This is a genomic window from Acidovorax sp. JHL-9 (assembly GCF_000426205.1).
Taxonomy (GTDB): Bacteria; Pseudomonadota; Gammaproteobacteria; order Burkholderiales; family Burkholderiaceae_C; genus Acidovorax; species Acidovorax soli.
This window is the reverse complement of the sequence record NZ_AUEX01000022.1, coordinates 1-15,009: the sequence shown is the minus strand read 5'-3', so window position 1 is coordinate 15,009 and position 15,009 is coordinate 1. Positions and strand designations below refer to the sequence as shown.

Sequence of the window (15,009 nt, the reverse complement as noted above, 5' to 3'; positions counted from 1 at the left end):
TTGTTCATGGATGCCTGGCCTGCAGATCGGCAAAGGACAGCAGCTCACCGGCGATGGCGCTGGCGGCCACCGTGGGCGGGCTGGCCAGCCACACCTGGCCCGGGCCGCCACGGCCGGGGAAGTTGCGGTTGATGGCGCTCACCGTCACCTGCTCCTTGCGCACCGAGCCCCCCGGGCCGCAGTTGCCACAGGCGCCGCAGGAGGGCTGCAGCATGCGCGCACCGACCTTCTCGAAAGCGTCCATGTAACCCGCGGCGATGCAATGGTCGCGCACCGCCGTGGTGCCAAACTGCAGGAACAGCTCCACTCCCGGGGCCACCTTCAGTCCGCGGTCGGCGGCCCAGCGCAGCACGGCGTGGTAATGCACGAAATCCTCGCGCTTGCCGGCGGTGCACGAGCCGCCGTAGGCAATGTCGATGCGCAAACGCGCTCGCAGGCTGGCCAGCGGCAGGCCGTTGCCGGGGTCGCCCGGGGTGGCCACCATGGGCGGCACGGCGGCACAGTCGATGCGCAGAGTATGGACATGCAGCGCGCCCGCATCGCTGTGCATCCAGGGCTCGATCACAAAATCAACGCCCCGCCGCTCACGCAGGAAGCGCACGGTTTCCGCGTCGGGCGCCACGATGCCGGTGAAGCCCCCCATCTCGGCCACCATGTTGGTCAGCGTGGCGCGCTCGTCGGTGGCCAGGTGGGCAATGGCCGTGCCGCAAAACTCGAACACCTTGCCCAGCCCACCTCCCTCGCGGATGTAGGGCTGCGCCAGCAGGTGCAGCACGATGTCCTTGGCCGTGACGCCGGGCGCCGGGCAACCGTCCAGCACCACCTGCAGGGACTGCGGCACGGTGAGCCGCACGGCGCCCGTGACGAAGGCATTGGCCATGTCGGTCGTGCCCACGCCGAATGCCACGCAGCCCAGCGCGCCGCTGTGCGGCGTGTGCGAATCGGTGCCCACCACCACCTGCCCGGGCAGCGCGTAATGCTCGGCCACCATGGCGTGCGAGATGCCTGCGCTCTGGTCACCATCGCCGCGTGCGGCCTCGTCCTCGGTCAGCGTGCGGTGCGTGCGCAGGCCGTAGCGCATGGCGAAAGCCCGCTGCGCCTCGACCATGCGCTGCACATTGGGCACTAGCCCGGCGCGCACATGCGCGGGGCTTTCCTTCACATAGGAGGTGTGGTCCTCAAACACCACCACGGACTCGGGGGCGTGCAGCACCAGCGGTTCGCCGAAGGTGGCGTGCAGCATGTGCGCGGCCATGCCGGTGTAGTACTCGTGGATGAAGCGCCAGTCGGCGCGCACAAACGCGCCGGCACCCGGCGCGGGGTGCGGCTCGGTCAGCGCGGTGCGCAGGGCATGGCGTGCAATGATTTTTTCGAACAGCGTGCGCGGCGCACCGCCCACCAGCGCAGGTGCCAGCGCCACGTCGCGCATCCAGCGCTGGCCGAATGGCAGCAGGCCGCCGCTCTTCAAGATGGCGGCCGCCAACGCATCGCGCCCCTGCACCAGATCCCGGATGGCGATGGCCTCGCCACGCTCGATGCGCCCGACGAGGCTGAAGTCGGTGGATGTGAACAGCCCAATGTTGTCGGCATTCTGGCGGTAGATGCGCTCAAAGCTCTCGGCGATCACCAGGCGCACGCCCGCCAGCTTTTCCGCTGCGGGGCTGTGCTCTCGCGACGAGCCCTTGCCATAGCGCTTGCCCGCCACCACCACGCTGAAGCCGCCTTCGCGGATGGCGTTGGCACGCACCGGCAGGCTGCCGCCGGCCTGGAAGCCGGTGTAGGGGTAGCGGCCCAGCGCGTCGTCGTAGTGCGTCAGGATGGGCAGCGGCGTGATCTCGTCGGTCGACACGTCGTCGCGCAAGGCCCCGGTATCCACCAGCGACAGGCGCTCGCCCGCCATCTGGCGCGCCATGCGCTCGGCCGAGGCGCACAAATACAGGATGGGGCCGCTCAGGCGGATCGATGGTTCTTCATGGGACATGGCCGCATGATGGGCAGCCCAAGGCCCCGCTGCCAAGCTCCATTGCGGCACAGGGGGTCGCGCGTTTTGCGTGATCCCTGGAAACCCTCACCGTGCGCACGGCGGCATCAACCGCGCCACGCCTCGATGACGGCCTGCACCGAGCGCAGCCGGGGCGTCTTGCGCGGCGCGTAGATGCACAGCTCGCGCGCAGCCCAGGGCTCGTCCAGCGGACGGCGCACGAAACGGCGGCTTCCGGCGTAGGCGGCCGCGGCGCTGTGCGGAATGATCGCAATGCCCATGCCCGCCTCGACCATGCGACACACCGCATCAAAACTGCTGACCGACACCGCCATCTGCAGGGGCTGGCCCGCGGCAAAAGCCTGTGCATGGACAAAGCGGTCCAGCGAGCCGCCGCTGCGCACGCCGATCAAGGGGTAGGCCATGGCCTCGGCAAAGCGCACAGCCCGCCTGCGCGCCAGCGCATGCCCGCGCGGCAGCACCACCAGCAGCGGGTCGCTGGCGAAATGCCAGCGCTCGATGCTCTGCGGCACCTCGGTGTGCACCCCCAGGCCGATGTCAGCACGGTCGTCCAGACAGGCGCGCACCACCTCGGGCGTGTCCTGCTCGTGCAACGACACCCGCACATCGGGGTACTGCGCCAGCAGGGCCTGGAGGCGCTCGGGCAGAAAACCCACCACGGCCGACATGTTGGCCCACACGCGCACATTGCCCGCCACGCGCCCGCCGAGCGACTGCACCTCGCGCGCCAGCTGCTGCAGCTCGCGGTCGATTTGCAGCCCGCGCCCGAACACCAGCTGACCCGCGTCCGTCAGCACCACGCCACGGGGGGAGCGCACCAGCAGCGGGGTGCCAAACGCATGTTCCAGGTCCGCCAACCGGCGGCTCAGCGCCGAGGGTGCAATGTGCTCGCGCGCCGCCGCGCGCACGATGGAGCCCTCCTGCGCCGCAGCGGCGAACAGGCGCAGGCTGTAGGCATCAATGCGGCGGTTCATCGAACCAGGGCCTACTTCAGCGCCCCAAACACCTTCTTCAGAATGGCGCTGCCCGCCGCGGCCGGGTTCTGGCGCAGCTTCTGCTCCTCCTCGCCAATCACCAGGAACAGGCCATCCAGCGTCTTGCCGGTCACGTACTGCTCTATGGTCGCGTCTTCCTTCTTCACCAGCCCAAAGCCCGCCGCCTTGCCGGCGAAAGCGTTGTACTGCTGGGCCAGGCCCACTTTCTGCGTGGCCTGGGTGACCACGGGCAGAAACTTCTGGCCCAGCGGGGCGCGGGTCTTTTCAGAAAAGAACTGCGTCACCGAGGTGTCGCCACCGGTCAGGATGTTCTTGGCGTCGGTCACCGTCATGCTGCGCACGGCGCCGACCAGCAGGTCCTTGCCCAAGGGCACGGCGGCCTCGGCGGCGCGGTTGATCGATGTCTCCAGCTCTTCGATGCGCTTGCCCTGGCCGAATTTCTTCATCAGCCTGGCGGCGTCTTCCAGGTAGCCCGGCAGCGGGATGCGCACCTTGGGGTTGTTCAGGAACCCGCCCGACTGGCCCAGCAGGCCCACGGCTGCCAGCGCGCCCTGTTCCAGCGCAGCCTTGACGCCGCTGCTGGCGTCGGCATTGCTCAGATCACCGAGCGACAGCGCCTGCGCCTGCGCCCGCGTGGTAGCCAGCAGGATCAGGGCGGCCAGGCCGGAAGTCTGGAATTGTCGTCGCTGCATGGAATGCTCCTTGGAAGTGAAAACGTTCAAGCGGCCCCAGTGTGCCGCGTCTGCGCCAGGCCATGCAAGGCGCCCCCGTCCAGCAGCGCCGGCAGCTCGCCCATGTCGGCCATCACATGCACGGCGCCGGCTGCGCGCAGCGCCGCGGGCGAGCCGTGGCCCACGGGCGACGGGCTGTAGCCCACCACCGTGGCGCCCGCAGCCACGCCGGCAGCGACGCCGGTCACCGTGTCTTCGACCACCAGGCAGCGTGCGGGCGGCACCCCCACGGCGGCGGCCGCGGCCAGGTACACATCGGGCGCGGGTTTGGTGGCCGGCATTTCGTGGCCGCTGAAGATGCGGCCGGCAAAGTACGGCGCCAGGCCCACCTTGTCCAGCTGCATCTCGACCTTGAAGCGATCCGCGCCCGAGGCGCAGGCGATGCGCCCCTGCAGCCGCGCATGGACGGCACGCACCGCCTCCACCGCGCCTTCAATGGCCTGCAGCTCGGCCTCCAGCCGGGCGTTGCGGCGCGCGTAGAACGCGGCCATCCAGGCGTCGGTGAGCGGGCGGCCGGTGTGCGCCGCTATGCGCGCGGCCTCGCTGCGCACCGTCTTGCCGATGAAGACCTGCATGCACTCTTCGGGGCTGATGGCCCAGCCGGCCTCGTTGAGCATGGTGCAGAGCACGCCGTTGGTGATGGGCTCGCTGTCCACCAGCACACCATCGCAGTCGAACAAGATTGCTTCGAATTTCATCGCTTCAGGCACTTTACGGATAGTGGTTTCAGGCCATTTTGGTTGGGAATCAGCGGCTGTCGCCATCCACGTAGTACCAGCGCCCGGCTTCGCGCACGAAACGGCTCTTTTCATGCAGGCGCACGGCGCGCCCGGCCACGCGGTAGCGGGCCACAAACTCGACCTCGGCGTGGTCGGCGTCCAGCACGCGGTGGCTGCGCACTTCCAGGCCCAGCCAGTGCGCCCCGGGTTCGAACGCAAGCGTGGCCGGGCGCTGGCTGGCGTGCCAGGTGGCCAGCAGGTAGTCGCCCCGCTCCCGCACGAAGGCGCTGTAGCGCGAGCGCATCAGCCGCTCGGCGTCGGGCGCGGGCGTGGCATCGAAATGCTCCACATAGCGGCCGCAGCAGTCGGTATAGGCCAGCGGGGTGCGGCGGTGCGACAGGGCGCCGCAGGGACATGGCAAGGTGTTCGAAAGCTGGGGCATGGCGTTGCTGTGCGGACAAGAAACGAGGCGCGGATGCGCAAGGAGCTGCTGACCCCCACCGATGTGGAAGCCGCCCTGCGCGCGGGTGGTTGCCTGGACGCGCACGAGGTGGAGCGCGCCACCATCGAGCCCCACGGGCAGATCACGGTGGTGCTCAAGCGCCGGGGGTGATACCGGCAGGAATCAGGTGATTGTCGGCTCTGGCGCTTGTCCATAAAGCACCTGCAGCTATTTATTTGGCAGCAAATTTTTGCCAACCATCAGGCCAGTGCGCGCTGGATGATGATTTTCTGCACGTCGCTCGTGCCCTCGTAGATCTGGCACACGCGCACGTCGCGGTAGATGCGCTCCACCGGGAAGTCATTGACCACGCCGTAGCCGCCCAGCGTCTGGATGGCGGCGCTGCACACGCGCTCGGCCATCTCGCTGGCGAAGAGCTTGGCCATGGCGGCTTCCTTGAGGCAGGGTCGGCCCGCGTCGCGCAGCGCGGCGGCGTGCCAGATGAGCTGGCGCGCGGCCTCGATCTGCGTGGCGCAGTCGGCCAGGCGAAAGCCCACGGCCTGGTGCTGGAAGATGGGCTGGCCGAAGCTTTCGCGCTCCTTCGAGTACGCCAGCGCTGCATCGAACGCGCTGCGCGCCATGCCCACGCTCTGCGCGGCGATGCCGATGCGGCCGCCCTCCAGGGCACCGAGCGCGATCTTGTAGCCCTCGCCCTCGGCGCCGATGAGGTTCTCGGCCGGGATGCGGCAGTTGTCGAAGTTGATCTGCGCCGTGTCGCTGGAATGCTGGCCCAGCTTGTCTTCGAGCCGCGCCACCACATAGCCGGGGTTGCTGGTGGGCACGAGGAAGGCGCTCATGCCCTTCTTGCCCGCGCCCTTGTCGGTCACGGCGATGACGATGGCGACATGGCCGTTTTGGCCGCTGGTGATGAACTGCTTGACGCCGTTGATCACGTACTCGTCACCCTCCTTCACCGCCGTGGTGCGCAGCGCGGACGCGTCGGAGCCCACATGCGGCTCGGTCAGGCAGAACGCTCCGAGCATCTGGCCCTGCGCCAGCGGCGTAAGCCAGTCGCGCTTTTGCCGGGCGTTGCCGTAGCGCATGAGGATGGCGTTGACGGGGCAGTTGGTCACCGAGATGGCGGTGCTGGTGCCACCGTCGCCCGCGGCGATTTCTTCGAGCACCAGGGCAAGCGTGACATAGTCCAGGTTGGCGCCGCCAAGCTCCTCCGGAACGCAAATGCCGTAGGCGCCCAGCGCGGCCAGGCCCCGGTGCGCTTCCTTGGGAAAGTGGTGCTCCTTGTCCCAGCGAGCGGCGTGGGGCCAGAGTTCGGTCTGGGCAAAGTCGCGCACGGCGTCGCGGATCATTTCCTGGTCTTGGGTCAGCAGCATGAGGGATGTCTCCAGAGGTCGTTGTTCAGAGAAATTTACCAGTGCGCGGCGCGGCGGCCGTCGTGGTGCAGCAGGCGCCCCTTGTCGGCGGCAGTGACACCGGCCACGGTGGCGCGCAGGCCGCGCACACTGTCTTGCACGGTCAGGGCAGCGCCCGCACCGCCCATGTCGGTCTGCACCCAGCCGGGGTCGATGGTGATGAGCGTCGCCTGCGGGTAGCTGTGCTGGGCCGCCGCCACTGCCATGTTCAGCGCGGCCTTGCTGGTGCGGTAGAGCCACGAGTCGCTGCCCGGCACGCTGCCGATCTGTGACATGGACGAGGACAGGAACGCAAACACGCCCTGCGCCTCGGCCACCAGCGGCGCCACTTGCGGAATAGCCTGCATGGCGCCCAGCACATTGATGTGCATGACGGCATCAAAGTCCTGCTGCGTGGGGGGCGTGAGTGCGTTCGGGCGGCGGATCACGCCTGCCACATACCAGGCGGTCTCGATCTTCTCGCCATCGAGCTGCCAGGCCAACCCGCTCACGCTGGCAGGGTTGGCCACATCCACAGTGAGCGCCTCGGCGCCCAGGGCCTGTACGCGCTCGCGGCCGGCGTCGTCGCGCACGGTGGCAATCACGCGGCGGCCCGCCTCGGCGTATTGACGCACCAGCTCCAGTCCAATGCCGCGCGATGCGCCGATGATGAGTATGGATTTCATGGTTCAGAGATTTGAGCAAAACAGGGGCTAGCGCTTGCCGATCCAGCGTTAAAAGCCATCCAAGGCGATGCAATGAGTTCCATCCCATCACGCCTCGCCCAGTCCCCGAGCGGCACGGGGCCAGAGGGGTCCTGGGCGATGGCGCGCATGGCGTGGCGGATCACTTCCTGTGCTCGGTTCAACAGCATCTGTGGTGTCTCCGGGATCGTGTTCAAGGGGCTGCGGGAGCCCCGCATTGACGTGAACGTCAATTATCAGGCCCAACCCGGCGGTGGGGCCCGATGTCAGAACTCGCTGTGCCAGCGCAGCGAGTAAACCTGTACCGGCCCCCGGTCGCGGTTGTAGCCGGGGTGGACCAGGTGCTGCGCCCCCAGCGAGAATGCCGACCGCAGCGTGCCGGCCGAAGTAACCACATCCGGCAAGGTCCAGCGGTAATAGGCTTCGAGCACCTGCTCGGGGCCATAGTTGAGCCGGCCATCGCCCAGAAAGAAGCCCTGGCCGCCCGCCGCCAGATAGCTGCGGTGCGGGCGCGACAGGCCATTGGCCGCCCAGGCCACGCCCCAGCGGTCCTTGCTGCGGCCCCACGCGGCGCCGGTGAACTGCCCCCCCAGCGACAGCTGCTGGTCTATCTCGGTAAATGCATAGGTTTCAGACTGGCCATTGTTGCGGCTGGCACGCAGGAACAGGCCGGCCTCCTCGCCCAGGGGCGCCTCCAGCGTCACCCCCCAGCCGGTCTTGCTTTGCGCACGGCGCACCCATGCCACATCCGGCGTCCCCCCCAGGGCGAGGGCATCGTCAAAGCGCCCCATCACCGCCCGGTTCCGGTACAGCAGCAGGCGGGCGCGCAATGGGCCGGCAGGCAGCAACACCGGCAGATCGGACTCCACCTCCAGCTGGTCTCCGTAGTGCTGGCGCCAATGGCTGTCGAGTGCCAGACCGTTGGATTCGCGCGGCAACTCCATGCGGGCGGCGCGCACGGCCCAGGTGCTGGTGCGGTATTCGATCATGGCCCCCACCGAGTAACCCCGGGCATCCGCAGCGTAGTCCCAGGCGCCATGCGTGAGGAAAGACCAGTTGAAGAACTGCTCTCGCGGGTCTTTGGCGTAAGGATTGTTGTCAAAGTAGTCGAGCAGCGAGAAAGCCCCTGCGCGCACCGTCCAGCGACTCGTGCGCGATGCTCCGCCCAGTTCGTTGAAATCGGCGGGGATGGTTTCGGCGTCACCACCGGTCGCCCAGCGCTGCTGCACGAACATGCGCGCCCGGTACACCGACAGGTTCGCTCCCGAGGTACGGGCCAGTTCGCCGTTGGACAGCCCCCCGGCACCCGCCAGGTGCGACAGCGGCACGCCCTGCGCAGCTTCGGGGTTGAAGTGGGCCTCGGCCCCCTGCCAAAGGCGCACGCCCAGATCGCCGGTGGTCGTGAACGAGTAGGACTTTTCCCGACCCGGAACCAGGCTGTTGGGGCCGGTGTAGGGCGCAGCAAAGGCCGGCTTGGCCTGCCAGGCCCAGGTGGCTTGCGCGTGCCACGCCACGGGGGGTGGGGCCGCAGGCGCCTCCACGGCTTGTGCCGCCACGCGCCAGGGCGCGGCGGCCACCAGCAGCAGCGCCACCGTGGCTGCCAGCGGCATGGAACGAGCGTGGCGCCGGGCCGGCAGAAGTCTGGACATCATGGCGCGCGAGTGTAGCGCCGGCCCATGACGCCCTGACAATGGCAGCCTTCCCACAGAAAATAGCCGCAAGCGCTTTTACAGCAAGCGCCAGCAGCTGTGTTTTCGGGAGATCAGATCAGCTCCAGGGCAACGGCCGTGGCCTCGCCGCCACCAATGCACAGCGTGGCCAGGCCCTTGGTGAGGCCGCGCGCCTTGAGCGCATACACCAGCGTGACCATGATGCGCGCGCCGCTGGCGCCAATGGGGTGGCCCAGCGCGCAGGCGCCGCCATTCACATTGACCTTGTCGTGCGGCAGATCCAGCTCCTTCATGAGCGCCATGGGCACCACGGCAAAGGCTTCGTTGATTTCCCACAGCTGCACGTCGCCCACGGCCCAGCCGGCCTTGGCCAGCGCCTTCTGCGTGGCACCCAGGGGGGCGGTAGCGAACCACTCGGGCTCCTGTGCGTGCGTGGCGTGGCTCACGATGCGGGCCAGGGGCTTGCAGCCGAGTTTCTTCGCGGTGGACTCGCGCATCATCACCAGCGCGGCGGCGCCGTCGTTGATGCTGGAGCTGGAGGCCGCGGTGATGGTGCCGTCCTTCTTGAAGGCGGGCTTGAGCGTGGCGATCTTGTCGAGCTTGACCTTCGCCGGCCCTTCGTCCACCGAGACCACGGTCTCGCCCGCGCGGGTCTTGACGGTGACAGGCACGATCTCGGCCGCGAACGCGCCCGACTCGGTGGCGGCCTTGGCGCGCTGCACGCTGGCCGTGGCAAAGGCGTCCTGCTGCGCGCGCGTGAACTGGTACTTGGCGGCGCAGTCTTCGCCAAAGGTGCCCATCGAGCGGCCGGGCTCGTAAGCGTCTTCCAGGCCGTCGAGCATCATGTGGTCGAAGATGCGGTCGTGGCCCAGGCGGTAGCCGCCGCGGCCCTTTTGCAGCAGGTAGGGGGCGTTGGTCATGCTTTCCATGCCGCCCGCCACCATGACGTCGTGCGTGCCGGCCAGCAGCATGTCGTGCGCGAACATCGCGGCCTTCATGCCCGAGCCGCACATCTTGCTCAAAGTGACGGCGCCCGCCTCCTTGGGCAGCCCCCCCTTGAACGCCGCCTGGCGCGCGGGCGCCTGGCCCTGGCCTGCCATCAGGCAGTTGCCGAACAGCACTTCGCCCACCTGGTCGGGCGACACACCAGCGCGCTCGATGGCGGCCTTGATGGCGGCGCCACCGAGGTCGTGTGCGGCCAGGCTGGAAAAATCGCCCTGCAGCGAGCCCATGGGGGTGCGCGCGGCGCCGACGATGACGATGGGGTCTCGGTGGGATACAGACATGGGAAGGCTCCTTCGGTTTGAGGGGAATGCGCGATGGTCAATGGGCGGCATGCGGGAAGCGCCGCTCGGGGTCGTAAGGGAAAACGTCGTACACATGGCCGGCCTGGATGCGCTCCTTGTGCGACTGCCAGAAAGCCACGTCGAGCAGATCGGCATGGTGCCGCATGAACACGGCGCGCACAGCGTCGTTGCCCAGCAGGAAGGGGCCGAAGGTCTCAGGAAAAACATCGTGCGGGCCGACGCTGTACCAGACCTCGCCACTCATCTCTTCCTCTTCGTTGCGCGGCGCGGGCACGCGGCGGAAGTTGCAGTCGGTGAGGTATTCGATCTCGTCGTAGTCGTAGAACACCACCTTGCCGTTGCGCGTGACGCCGAAGTTCTTCCAGAGCATGTCGCCGGGGAAGATGTTGGCGGCCACCAGGTCCTTGATGGCGTTGCCGTACTCGATCACGCTGCGCTCCATCTGCCGGTAGGCACGCGGGTCGTCCAGGCCGGTGTCGAAGGCCTCCTGCAGGAAGAGGTTGAGCGGAACCATGCGCCGCTCGATATAGAGGTGCTTGATGATGACCTCGGTCTGGCCGTCGCCATCACGGTCGCTGATTTCGAGCTGGCTCGGAGCAAACCTTTCGATCTCGGCGATCAGCGCGTCGTCAAACCGGTCGCGCGGAAAGGCGACCTCGCTGTACTCCAGCGTGTCGGCCATGCGGCCCACGCGGTCGTGCTGCTTGACCAGCAGGTACTTGGCCTTGATCTGCTCGCGCGTGGTTTCCTTCTGGTGCGGGAAGTAGTCCTTGATGAGCTTGAACACATACGGAAAGCTCGGCAGGTCGAACACCAGCATCACCATGCCCTTGATGCCGGGCGCGATGCGGAACTGGTCGCTGGAGTGCTGGAGGTGGTAGAGGAAGTCGCGGTAGAACAGCGTCTTGCCCTGCTTGGCCAGGCCCAGCGCGTTGTAGATCTCGGCGCGCGGTTTCCTGGGCATGAGGCTGCGCAGGAATTGCACGTAGGCACTGGGCACCTCCATGTCCACCATGAAGTAAGCGCGCGCGAAGCTGAACAGCATCTGCAGGTCGTCTTCACCAAACAGCGCAGCGTCGATGAACAGCCTGCCGCTGTCGTCGTGCAGGATGGGCAGCGCAAACGGCACCTCGTTGAAGCCGTTGATGATCTTGCCCACCACATACGCGCCCTTGTTGCGGTAGAACAGGCTGCTGAGCACCTGGATCTGGAAGTTGGTGCGCAGCCTGACCTTGTCGAGCCGGCCGCGCATCGCGTTCACCACGCAACCGGCATCGCGCGCCAGATCCACAAACTCCCGCTGGAGCTGGAAGTTGTCGATGATGCGGTGCAGCGTGTCCACCAGGTTGTCGCGCGAGGGGTAGTAGGCCCGGTAGGTGGGGCGCGCAGCGGGCTCGTCGTTTTCGATGTATTCGGTGCTGACCGCAGGCCGCACAAAGATGAAATCGTTGTGGAAATGGGTGCGGTGCAGGATCTTGGTAGTGACCGAGTTGAAGAAGGTCTCGGCCAGCTCGGGCTGGTGGTGGTTCACCAGCAGGCCGATGTAATGCAGCTTGATCTGGTGCCACACGTCCATGGGCTGCGCGCCGGCGCCGAATTCCTTTTCGAGCCGGCGCACGCACTCCTTCACGCGCAGGTCGTAGAACTCGATGCGCTCGCGCTGCGCCCGCTGCTGGCCGTGCCAGTCGGCGGTTTCAAAGCGGTGCTTGGCCCGCGCGGACTCGGTGCGAAACAGCCGGTAATGGCGGTTGAACCCGTCCATCATGGCCTTGGCGATGCCATAGGCCTGCGGGGCATCCAGCCGTTGCGGAAACATGGCGGGGTCTCGACCGTCGCAGTACAGGCGAACAGGCGTTGCCGGGCTACTGCCTTTTGACGGCAGCCACTCCGGCAATCGCGGCCTTGTAGAGCGAATCCAGCCCTTCGGTGCTGTCGACGGTCATGTGCAGGTTGTTGATGAGCCCGTCTTTGAGGCCATAGCACCAGCCGTGCAATGTCACCTTTTGCCCACGGCCCCAGGCATCCAGCATCACCGTGGTCTGTGCGATGTTGACCACCTGCTCGATGGCATTGAGTTCGCACAGCACATCGTGGCGCCACTCGGGGGCGGTGGCGGCAATCAGGTCACGGTGGCGATCGCGCACGTCCTGCACATGGCGGATCCAGTTGTCGGCCAGGCCCACGCGCATGCCCTCCAGCGCCGCCAGCACACCGCCGCAGCCGTAGTGCCCCACCACCATGAGGTGCTCGACATGCAGTTGGTCCACCGCGTACTGGATGGTGGACAGGCAGTTCAGGTCAGTGGGCACCACCACGTTGGCCACGTTGCGGTGCACGAAAATTTCACCGGGCTCCAGGCCTGTGATCTGGTTGGCAGGTACGCGGCTGTCCGAGCACCCGATCCACATGTATTTGGGCTTTTGCTGGGCCATCAGGCCCGTGAAAAAGCCAGGCCGCTCGCGCTCCATCTGGGCGGCCCAGGCGCGGTTGTGAACAAACAGGTCTTCGACGGATGAGGGCATGCTGTCCTTGACAGGTGAGTGAAAAAAAGGGAACTCAGCAGGTTTCTGCGAAAAGCTCGCGGCCAATCAGCATGCGGCGAATTTCGCTGGTGCCGGCACCGATCTCGTACAGCTTGGCATCGCGCCACAGGCGGCCCAGCGGATATTCGTTGATATAGCCATTGCCACCAAACACCTGCACACCCTCGCCCGCCATCCAGGTGGCCTTTTCGGCGCACCACAGGATCACGCTGGCGCAATCCTTGCGCACCTGGCGCACATGGTCGGTGCCCAGCATGTCGAGGTTCTTGGCCACGGTGTAGGCAAACGAGCGTCCCGCTTGCAGCACGGTGTACATGTCCGCCACCTTGCCCTGGATGAGCTGGAATTCACCGATGCTCTGGCCGAACTGCTTGCGGTCGTGGATGTAGGGGATCACGTTGTCCATGACGGACTGCATGATGCCCAGGGGGCCGCCGGTGAGCACCGCGCGCTCGTAGTCCAGCCCGCTCATCAGCACCTTCGCGCCCATGTTCAAGCCCCCCAGTACGTTGGCCGCGGGCACCTCGACGTTGTGGAACACCAGCTCGCCCGTATGGCTGCCGCGCATGCCCAGCTTGTCGAGCTTTTGCGCAATGCTGAAACCAGGCATGCCCTTTTCGATCAGGAATGCCGTGACCCCGCGCGCGCCCATCTCGGGCTCGGTCTTGGCGTAGACCACCAGCGTGTCGGCGTCCGGGCCGTTGGTGATCCACATCTTGCTGCCGTTGAGCAGGTAGTAACCGCCCTTGTCCTCGGCCTTGAGCTTCATGCTGATCACGTCGGAGCCCGCGCCAGGCTCACTCATGGCCAGCGCGCCCACATGTTCGCCGCTGATGAGTTTGGGCAGGTATTTGGTTTTCTGCGCCTCGTTGCCATTGCGGTTGATCTGGTTCACGCACAGGTTGCTGTGCGCGCCGTAGGAGAGGCCCACCGAAGCGCTGGCGCGGGAGATTTCTTCCATGGCCACCATGTGGGCCAGGTAACCCATGGCCGCACCACCGTATTGCTCGGGCACGGTGATACCCAGCACGCCCAGTTCACCCATCTTGCGCCACAGATCCATAGGGAACTGATCGTTGCGATCGATCTCGGCTGCGCGTGGCGCGATTTCCGCCTGCGCGAAATCGCGGACCGCGTCCCGCAATGCGTCGATGTCTTCTCCCAACTGGAAATTGAGGCCTGGAATGGCGGCGGGCATGCTCATGAATGTCTCCTCGGAATGGTGGAATGGTGTTGCAGTTCAGTGGCGGATGTTTTCGCGGCCTGTAATGGCCATCAAGGTACAAGCCATGGTGGCCACCAGCTTCTCTTGCGTGCCTTCGAGTGCATAGGCACGCCCCTCGCAAACGGTGATCGTGCGCCCCGGCTTGAGCACCCGCCCCTCCATGCGAAAACGCTCACCACGCGCCGGGGCCAGAAGATTGATCTTGAACTCGATGGTAAGAACCGCAGCATCTTCTGCCATCAGGGTGAATCCGGCATACCCACAAGCGGAATCCAGGGCCGTGGCGACCATGCCCGCATGCAGAAATCCGTGCTGCTGGGTCAGACCAGCGGCCCAATCCATTTCGATATCCACAGCACCGGGAGCAACCAGCCCCAAGCGCGCTCCGAGCGTCTGCATGGCGCCCTGGCGCGCAAAACTCTCATGCACCCGCGCCGCGTAAGTGGGCGTCTGGACATCGAAAGGTGGGGTGCTCACACGGCCTCCTGATTGACGTTTACGTAAACGTTAATTATCAACCATTTTTCATTTCTGTTTTCAGCAGCAGGGCACGCGCTTCCTTTTCGTGTTCCCGAACCTCTTCCAGGTTGGCCTGCAGATCAGCCATCTGATCTTCCAGCTGCCGCCGATGCACCACGAGCACATCCAGGAATTTTTGCAACTGCACGCCTGTATCGCGCGGGCTGTCGTAGAGGTCAATGATCTCCTTGGCCTCGCTCAATGACAAGCCAAGGCGCTTTGCCCGCAACGTCAACCGCAGCCGAGTGCGATCCCTCGCGCTGTAGACGCGACTGCGGCCTGCCGGCCCATTGCGCTCAGGCTGCAGCAAGCCCATGTCTTCATAAAAGCGTATGGCACGCGTTGTGAGGTCAAACTCTTTTGCGAGGTCGCTAATGGTGTAGGTAGAGGCCATGGTAGAGCAGTGTTGCACGGTAGTTTCTCGCAAGATCGCCACCTGCAACTAAGCAGTCTTTCAGTGCAACATGTTTTCAACGTTTACGTAAACGTCAATCGTAGCGCAATTGTCCCCATCTATGCCACAAGACTGCGCAGCGCAAAGACTGGTGCGAGACAGGCGGCTCCGGCGATGTGCGTATTGGGAGTGAAAACTGGGCGCCAAAAAGCAGAAACGCCCCACTCAAATGCTGAGTGGGGCGTTACTGGGCTGTAAGAGCCTGACGATGACCTACTTTCACACGGGAACCCGCACTATCATCGGCGCAAAGTCGTTTCACTGTCCTGTTCGGGATGGGAAGGAGTGG

General features: G+C 66.0%; 14 protein-coding genes, 1 rRNA gene and 1 pseudogene. 1 reads left to right on the top strand and 15 read right to left on the bottom strand.

The genetic code is table 11. The annotated features are described in order from the left end of the window. Positions 1 to 4 precede the first annotated feature (4 nt). The 5 genes from K225_RS0114055 to K225_RS0114035 all read right to left on the bottom strand — a co-directional run bounded on the left by K225_RS0114055 (position 5) and on the right by K225_RS0114035 (position 4,889). Entirely contained in the window at positions 5 to 1,912 is a 1,908-nt protein-coding gene (locus K225_RS0114055; protein WP_238323239.1) for an aconitase family protein, read from the bottom strand. 176 nt (positions 1,913 to 2,088) lie between these two features. Beyond that, positions 2,089 to 2,976, bottom strand: coding sequence for a LysR substrate-binding domain-containing protein (locus K225_RS0114050; protein ID WP_026437011.1), 888 nt, complete (start codon positions 2,974 to 2,976; stop codon positions 2,089 to 2,091). Positions 2,977 to 2,987: 11 nt separating this feature from the next. Next, positions 2,988 to 3,689 (bottom strand): DUF4197 domain-containing protein, encoded by a 702-nt coding sequence (locus K225_RS0114045; protein WP_026437010.1) that lies wholly within the window; start codon positions 3,687 to 3,689, stop codon positions 2,988 to 2,990. 26 nt (positions 3,690 to 3,715) lie between these two features. Next, positions 3,716 to 4,426: an HAD family phosphatase gene (locus tag K225_RS20840; protein ID WP_034712765.1), complete on the bottom strand. Its 711-nt coding sequence runs from the start codon at positions 4,424 to 4,426 to the stop codon at positions 3,716 to 3,718. A 49-nt stretch (positions 4,427 to 4,475) separates the two neighbouring features. Beyond that, positions 4,476 to 4,889 carry a YchJ family protein gene (locus K225_RS0114035; protein WP_026437009.1) on the bottom strand — a complete coding sequence of 138 codons (414 nt, stop codon included), beginning with the start codon at positions 4,887 to 4,889 and terminating at the stop codon, positions 4,476 to 4,478. A gap of 33 nt (positions 4,890 to 4,922) precedes the next feature. Here K225_RS0114035 and K225_RS21780 point away from each other — a divergent pair. Beyond that, positions 4,923 to 5,060, top strand: a pseudogene (locus K225_RS21780) (YetF domain-containing protein); the annotation flags it as partial. An 89-nt stretch (positions 5,061 to 5,149) separates the two neighbouring features. On the opposite strand, the gene K225_RS0114025 reads toward K225_RS21780, so the two are convergent. The 10 genes from K225_RS0114025 to rrf all read right to left on the bottom strand — a co-directional run. Then, entirely contained in the window at positions 5,150 to 6,280 is a 1,131-nt protein-coding gene (locus tag K225_RS0114025) for an acyl-CoA dehydrogenase family protein (protein WP_026437008.1), read from the bottom strand. 35 nt (positions 6,281 to 6,315) lie between these two features. Next, positions 6,316 to 6,984: an SDR family oxidoreductase gene (locus K225_RS0114020; protein WP_026437007.1), complete on the bottom strand. Its 669-nt coding sequence runs from the start codon at positions 6,982 to 6,984 to the stop codon at positions 6,316 to 6,318. A gap of 284 nt (positions 6,985 to 7,268) precedes the next feature. Then, on the bottom strand, positions 7,269 to 8,654 hold the full coding sequence (locus tag K225_RS0114015) for a carbohydrate porin (RefSeq protein WP_081679695.1): 1,386 nt from the start codon (positions 8,652 to 8,654) through the stop codon (positions 7,269 to 7,271). A 110-nt stretch (positions 8,655 to 8,764) separates the two neighbouring features. Then, positions 8,765 to 9,958 carry an acetyl-CoA C-acyltransferase gene (locus K225_RS0114010; RefSeq protein WP_026437005.1) on the bottom strand — a complete coding sequence of 398 codons (1,194 nt, stop codon included), beginning with the start codon at positions 9,956 to 9,958 and terminating at the stop codon, positions 8,765 to 8,767. A gap of 37 nt (positions 9,959 to 9,995) precedes the next feature. Next, complete coding sequence (gene aceK / locus K225_RS0114005; RefSeq protein ID WP_026437004.1) at positions 9,996 to 11,795, bottom strand: bifunctional isocitrate dehydrogenase kinase/phosphatase; 1,800 nt, start codon at positions 11,793 to 11,795, stop codon at positions 9,996 to 9,998. 46 nt (positions 11,796 to 11,841) lie between these two features. After that, complete coding sequence (gene can, locus K225_RS0114000; RefSeq protein WP_026437003.1) at positions 11,842 to 12,501, bottom strand: carbonate dehydratase; 660 nt, start codon at positions 12,499 to 12,501, stop codon at positions 11,842 to 11,844. Between the two features lie 34 nt (positions 12,502 to 12,535). After that, positions 12,536 to 13,726, bottom strand: a complete 1,191-nt coding sequence (locus tag K225_RS0113995) for an isovaleryl-CoA dehydrogenase (protein WP_026437002.1) — start codon at positions 13,724 to 13,726, stop codon at positions 12,536 to 12,538. A 36-nt stretch (positions 13,727 to 13,762) separates the two neighbouring features. Then, positions 13,763 to 14,146 (bottom strand): PaaI family thioesterase, encoded by a 384-nt coding sequence (locus K225_RS0113990; protein WP_202900051.1) that lies wholly within the window; start codon positions 14,144 to 14,146, stop codon positions 13,763 to 13,765. A gap of 115 nt (positions 14,147 to 14,261) precedes the next feature. Further along, entirely contained in the window at positions 14,262 to 14,660 is a 399-nt protein-coding gene (locus K225_RS0113985) for a MerR family DNA-binding transcriptional regulator (RefSeq protein WP_026437000.1), read from the bottom strand. Positions 14,661 to 14,920: 260 nt separating this feature from the next. Continuing rightward, a 5S ribosomal RNA gene (gene rrf, locus K225_RS21480) occupies positions 14,921 to 15,009 on the bottom strand; the annotation flags it as partial.

Bases quoted from the DNA above. Each gene is read 5' to 3' on its own strand.
- K225_RS0114035 (WP_026437009.1), bottom strand. From the start codon at position 4,889: ATGCCCCAGCTTTCGAACACCTTGCCATGTCCCTGCGGCGCCCTGTCG.
- aceK (WP_026437004.1), bottom strand. From the start codon at position 11,795: ATGTTTCCGCAACGGCTGGATGCCCCGCAGGCCTATGGCATCGCCAAG.
- K225_RS20840 (WP_034712765.1), bottom strand. From the start codon at position 4,426: ATGAAATTCGAAGCAATCTTGTTCGACTGCGATGGTGTGCTGGTGGAC.
- K225_RS0114050 (WP_026437011.1), bottom strand. From the start codon at position 2,976: ATGAACCGCCGCATTGATGCCTACAGCCTGCGCCTGTTCGCCGCTGCG.
- K225_RS0113990 (WP_202900051.1), bottom strand. From the start codon at position 14,146: ATGCAGACGCTCGGAGCGCGCTTGGGGCTGGTTGCTCCCGGTGCTGTG.
- K225_RS0114010 (WP_026437005.1), bottom strand. From the start codon at position 9,958: ATGTCTGTATCCCACCGAGACCCCATCGTCATCGTCGGCGCCGCGCGC.
- K225_RS0114045 (WP_026437010.1), bottom strand. From the start codon at position 3,689: ATGCAGCGACGACAATTCCAGACTTCCGGCCTGGCCGCCCTGATCCTG.
- K225_RS0114025 (WP_026437008.1), bottom strand. From the start codon at position 6,280: ATGCTGCTGACCCAAGACCAGGAAATGATCCGCGACGCCGTGCGCGAC.
- K225_RS0114020 (WP_026437007.1), bottom strand. From the start codon at position 6,984: ATGAAATCCATACTCATCATCGGCGCATCGCGCGGCATTGGACTGGAG.
- K225_RS0114015 (WP_081679695.1), bottom strand. From the start codon at position 8,654: ATGATGTCCAGACTTCTGCCGGCCCGGCGCCACGCTCGTTCCATGCCG.
- K225_RS0114055 (WP_238323239.1), bottom strand. From the start codon at position 1,912: ATGGCGCGCCAGATGGCGGGCGAGCGCCTGTCGCTGGTGGATACCGGG.
- K225_RS0113985 (WP_026437000.1), bottom strand. From the start codon at position 14,660: ATGGCCTCTACCTACACCATTAGCGACCTCGCAAAAGAGTTTGACCTC.
- K225_RS0113995 (WP_026437002.1), bottom strand. From the start codon at position 13,726: ATGAGCATGCCCGCCGCCATTCCAGGCCTCAATTTCCAGTTGGGAGAA.
- can (WP_026437003.1), bottom strand. From the start codon at position 12,501: ATGCCCTCATCCGTCGAAGACCTGTTTGTTCACAACCGCGCCTGGGCC.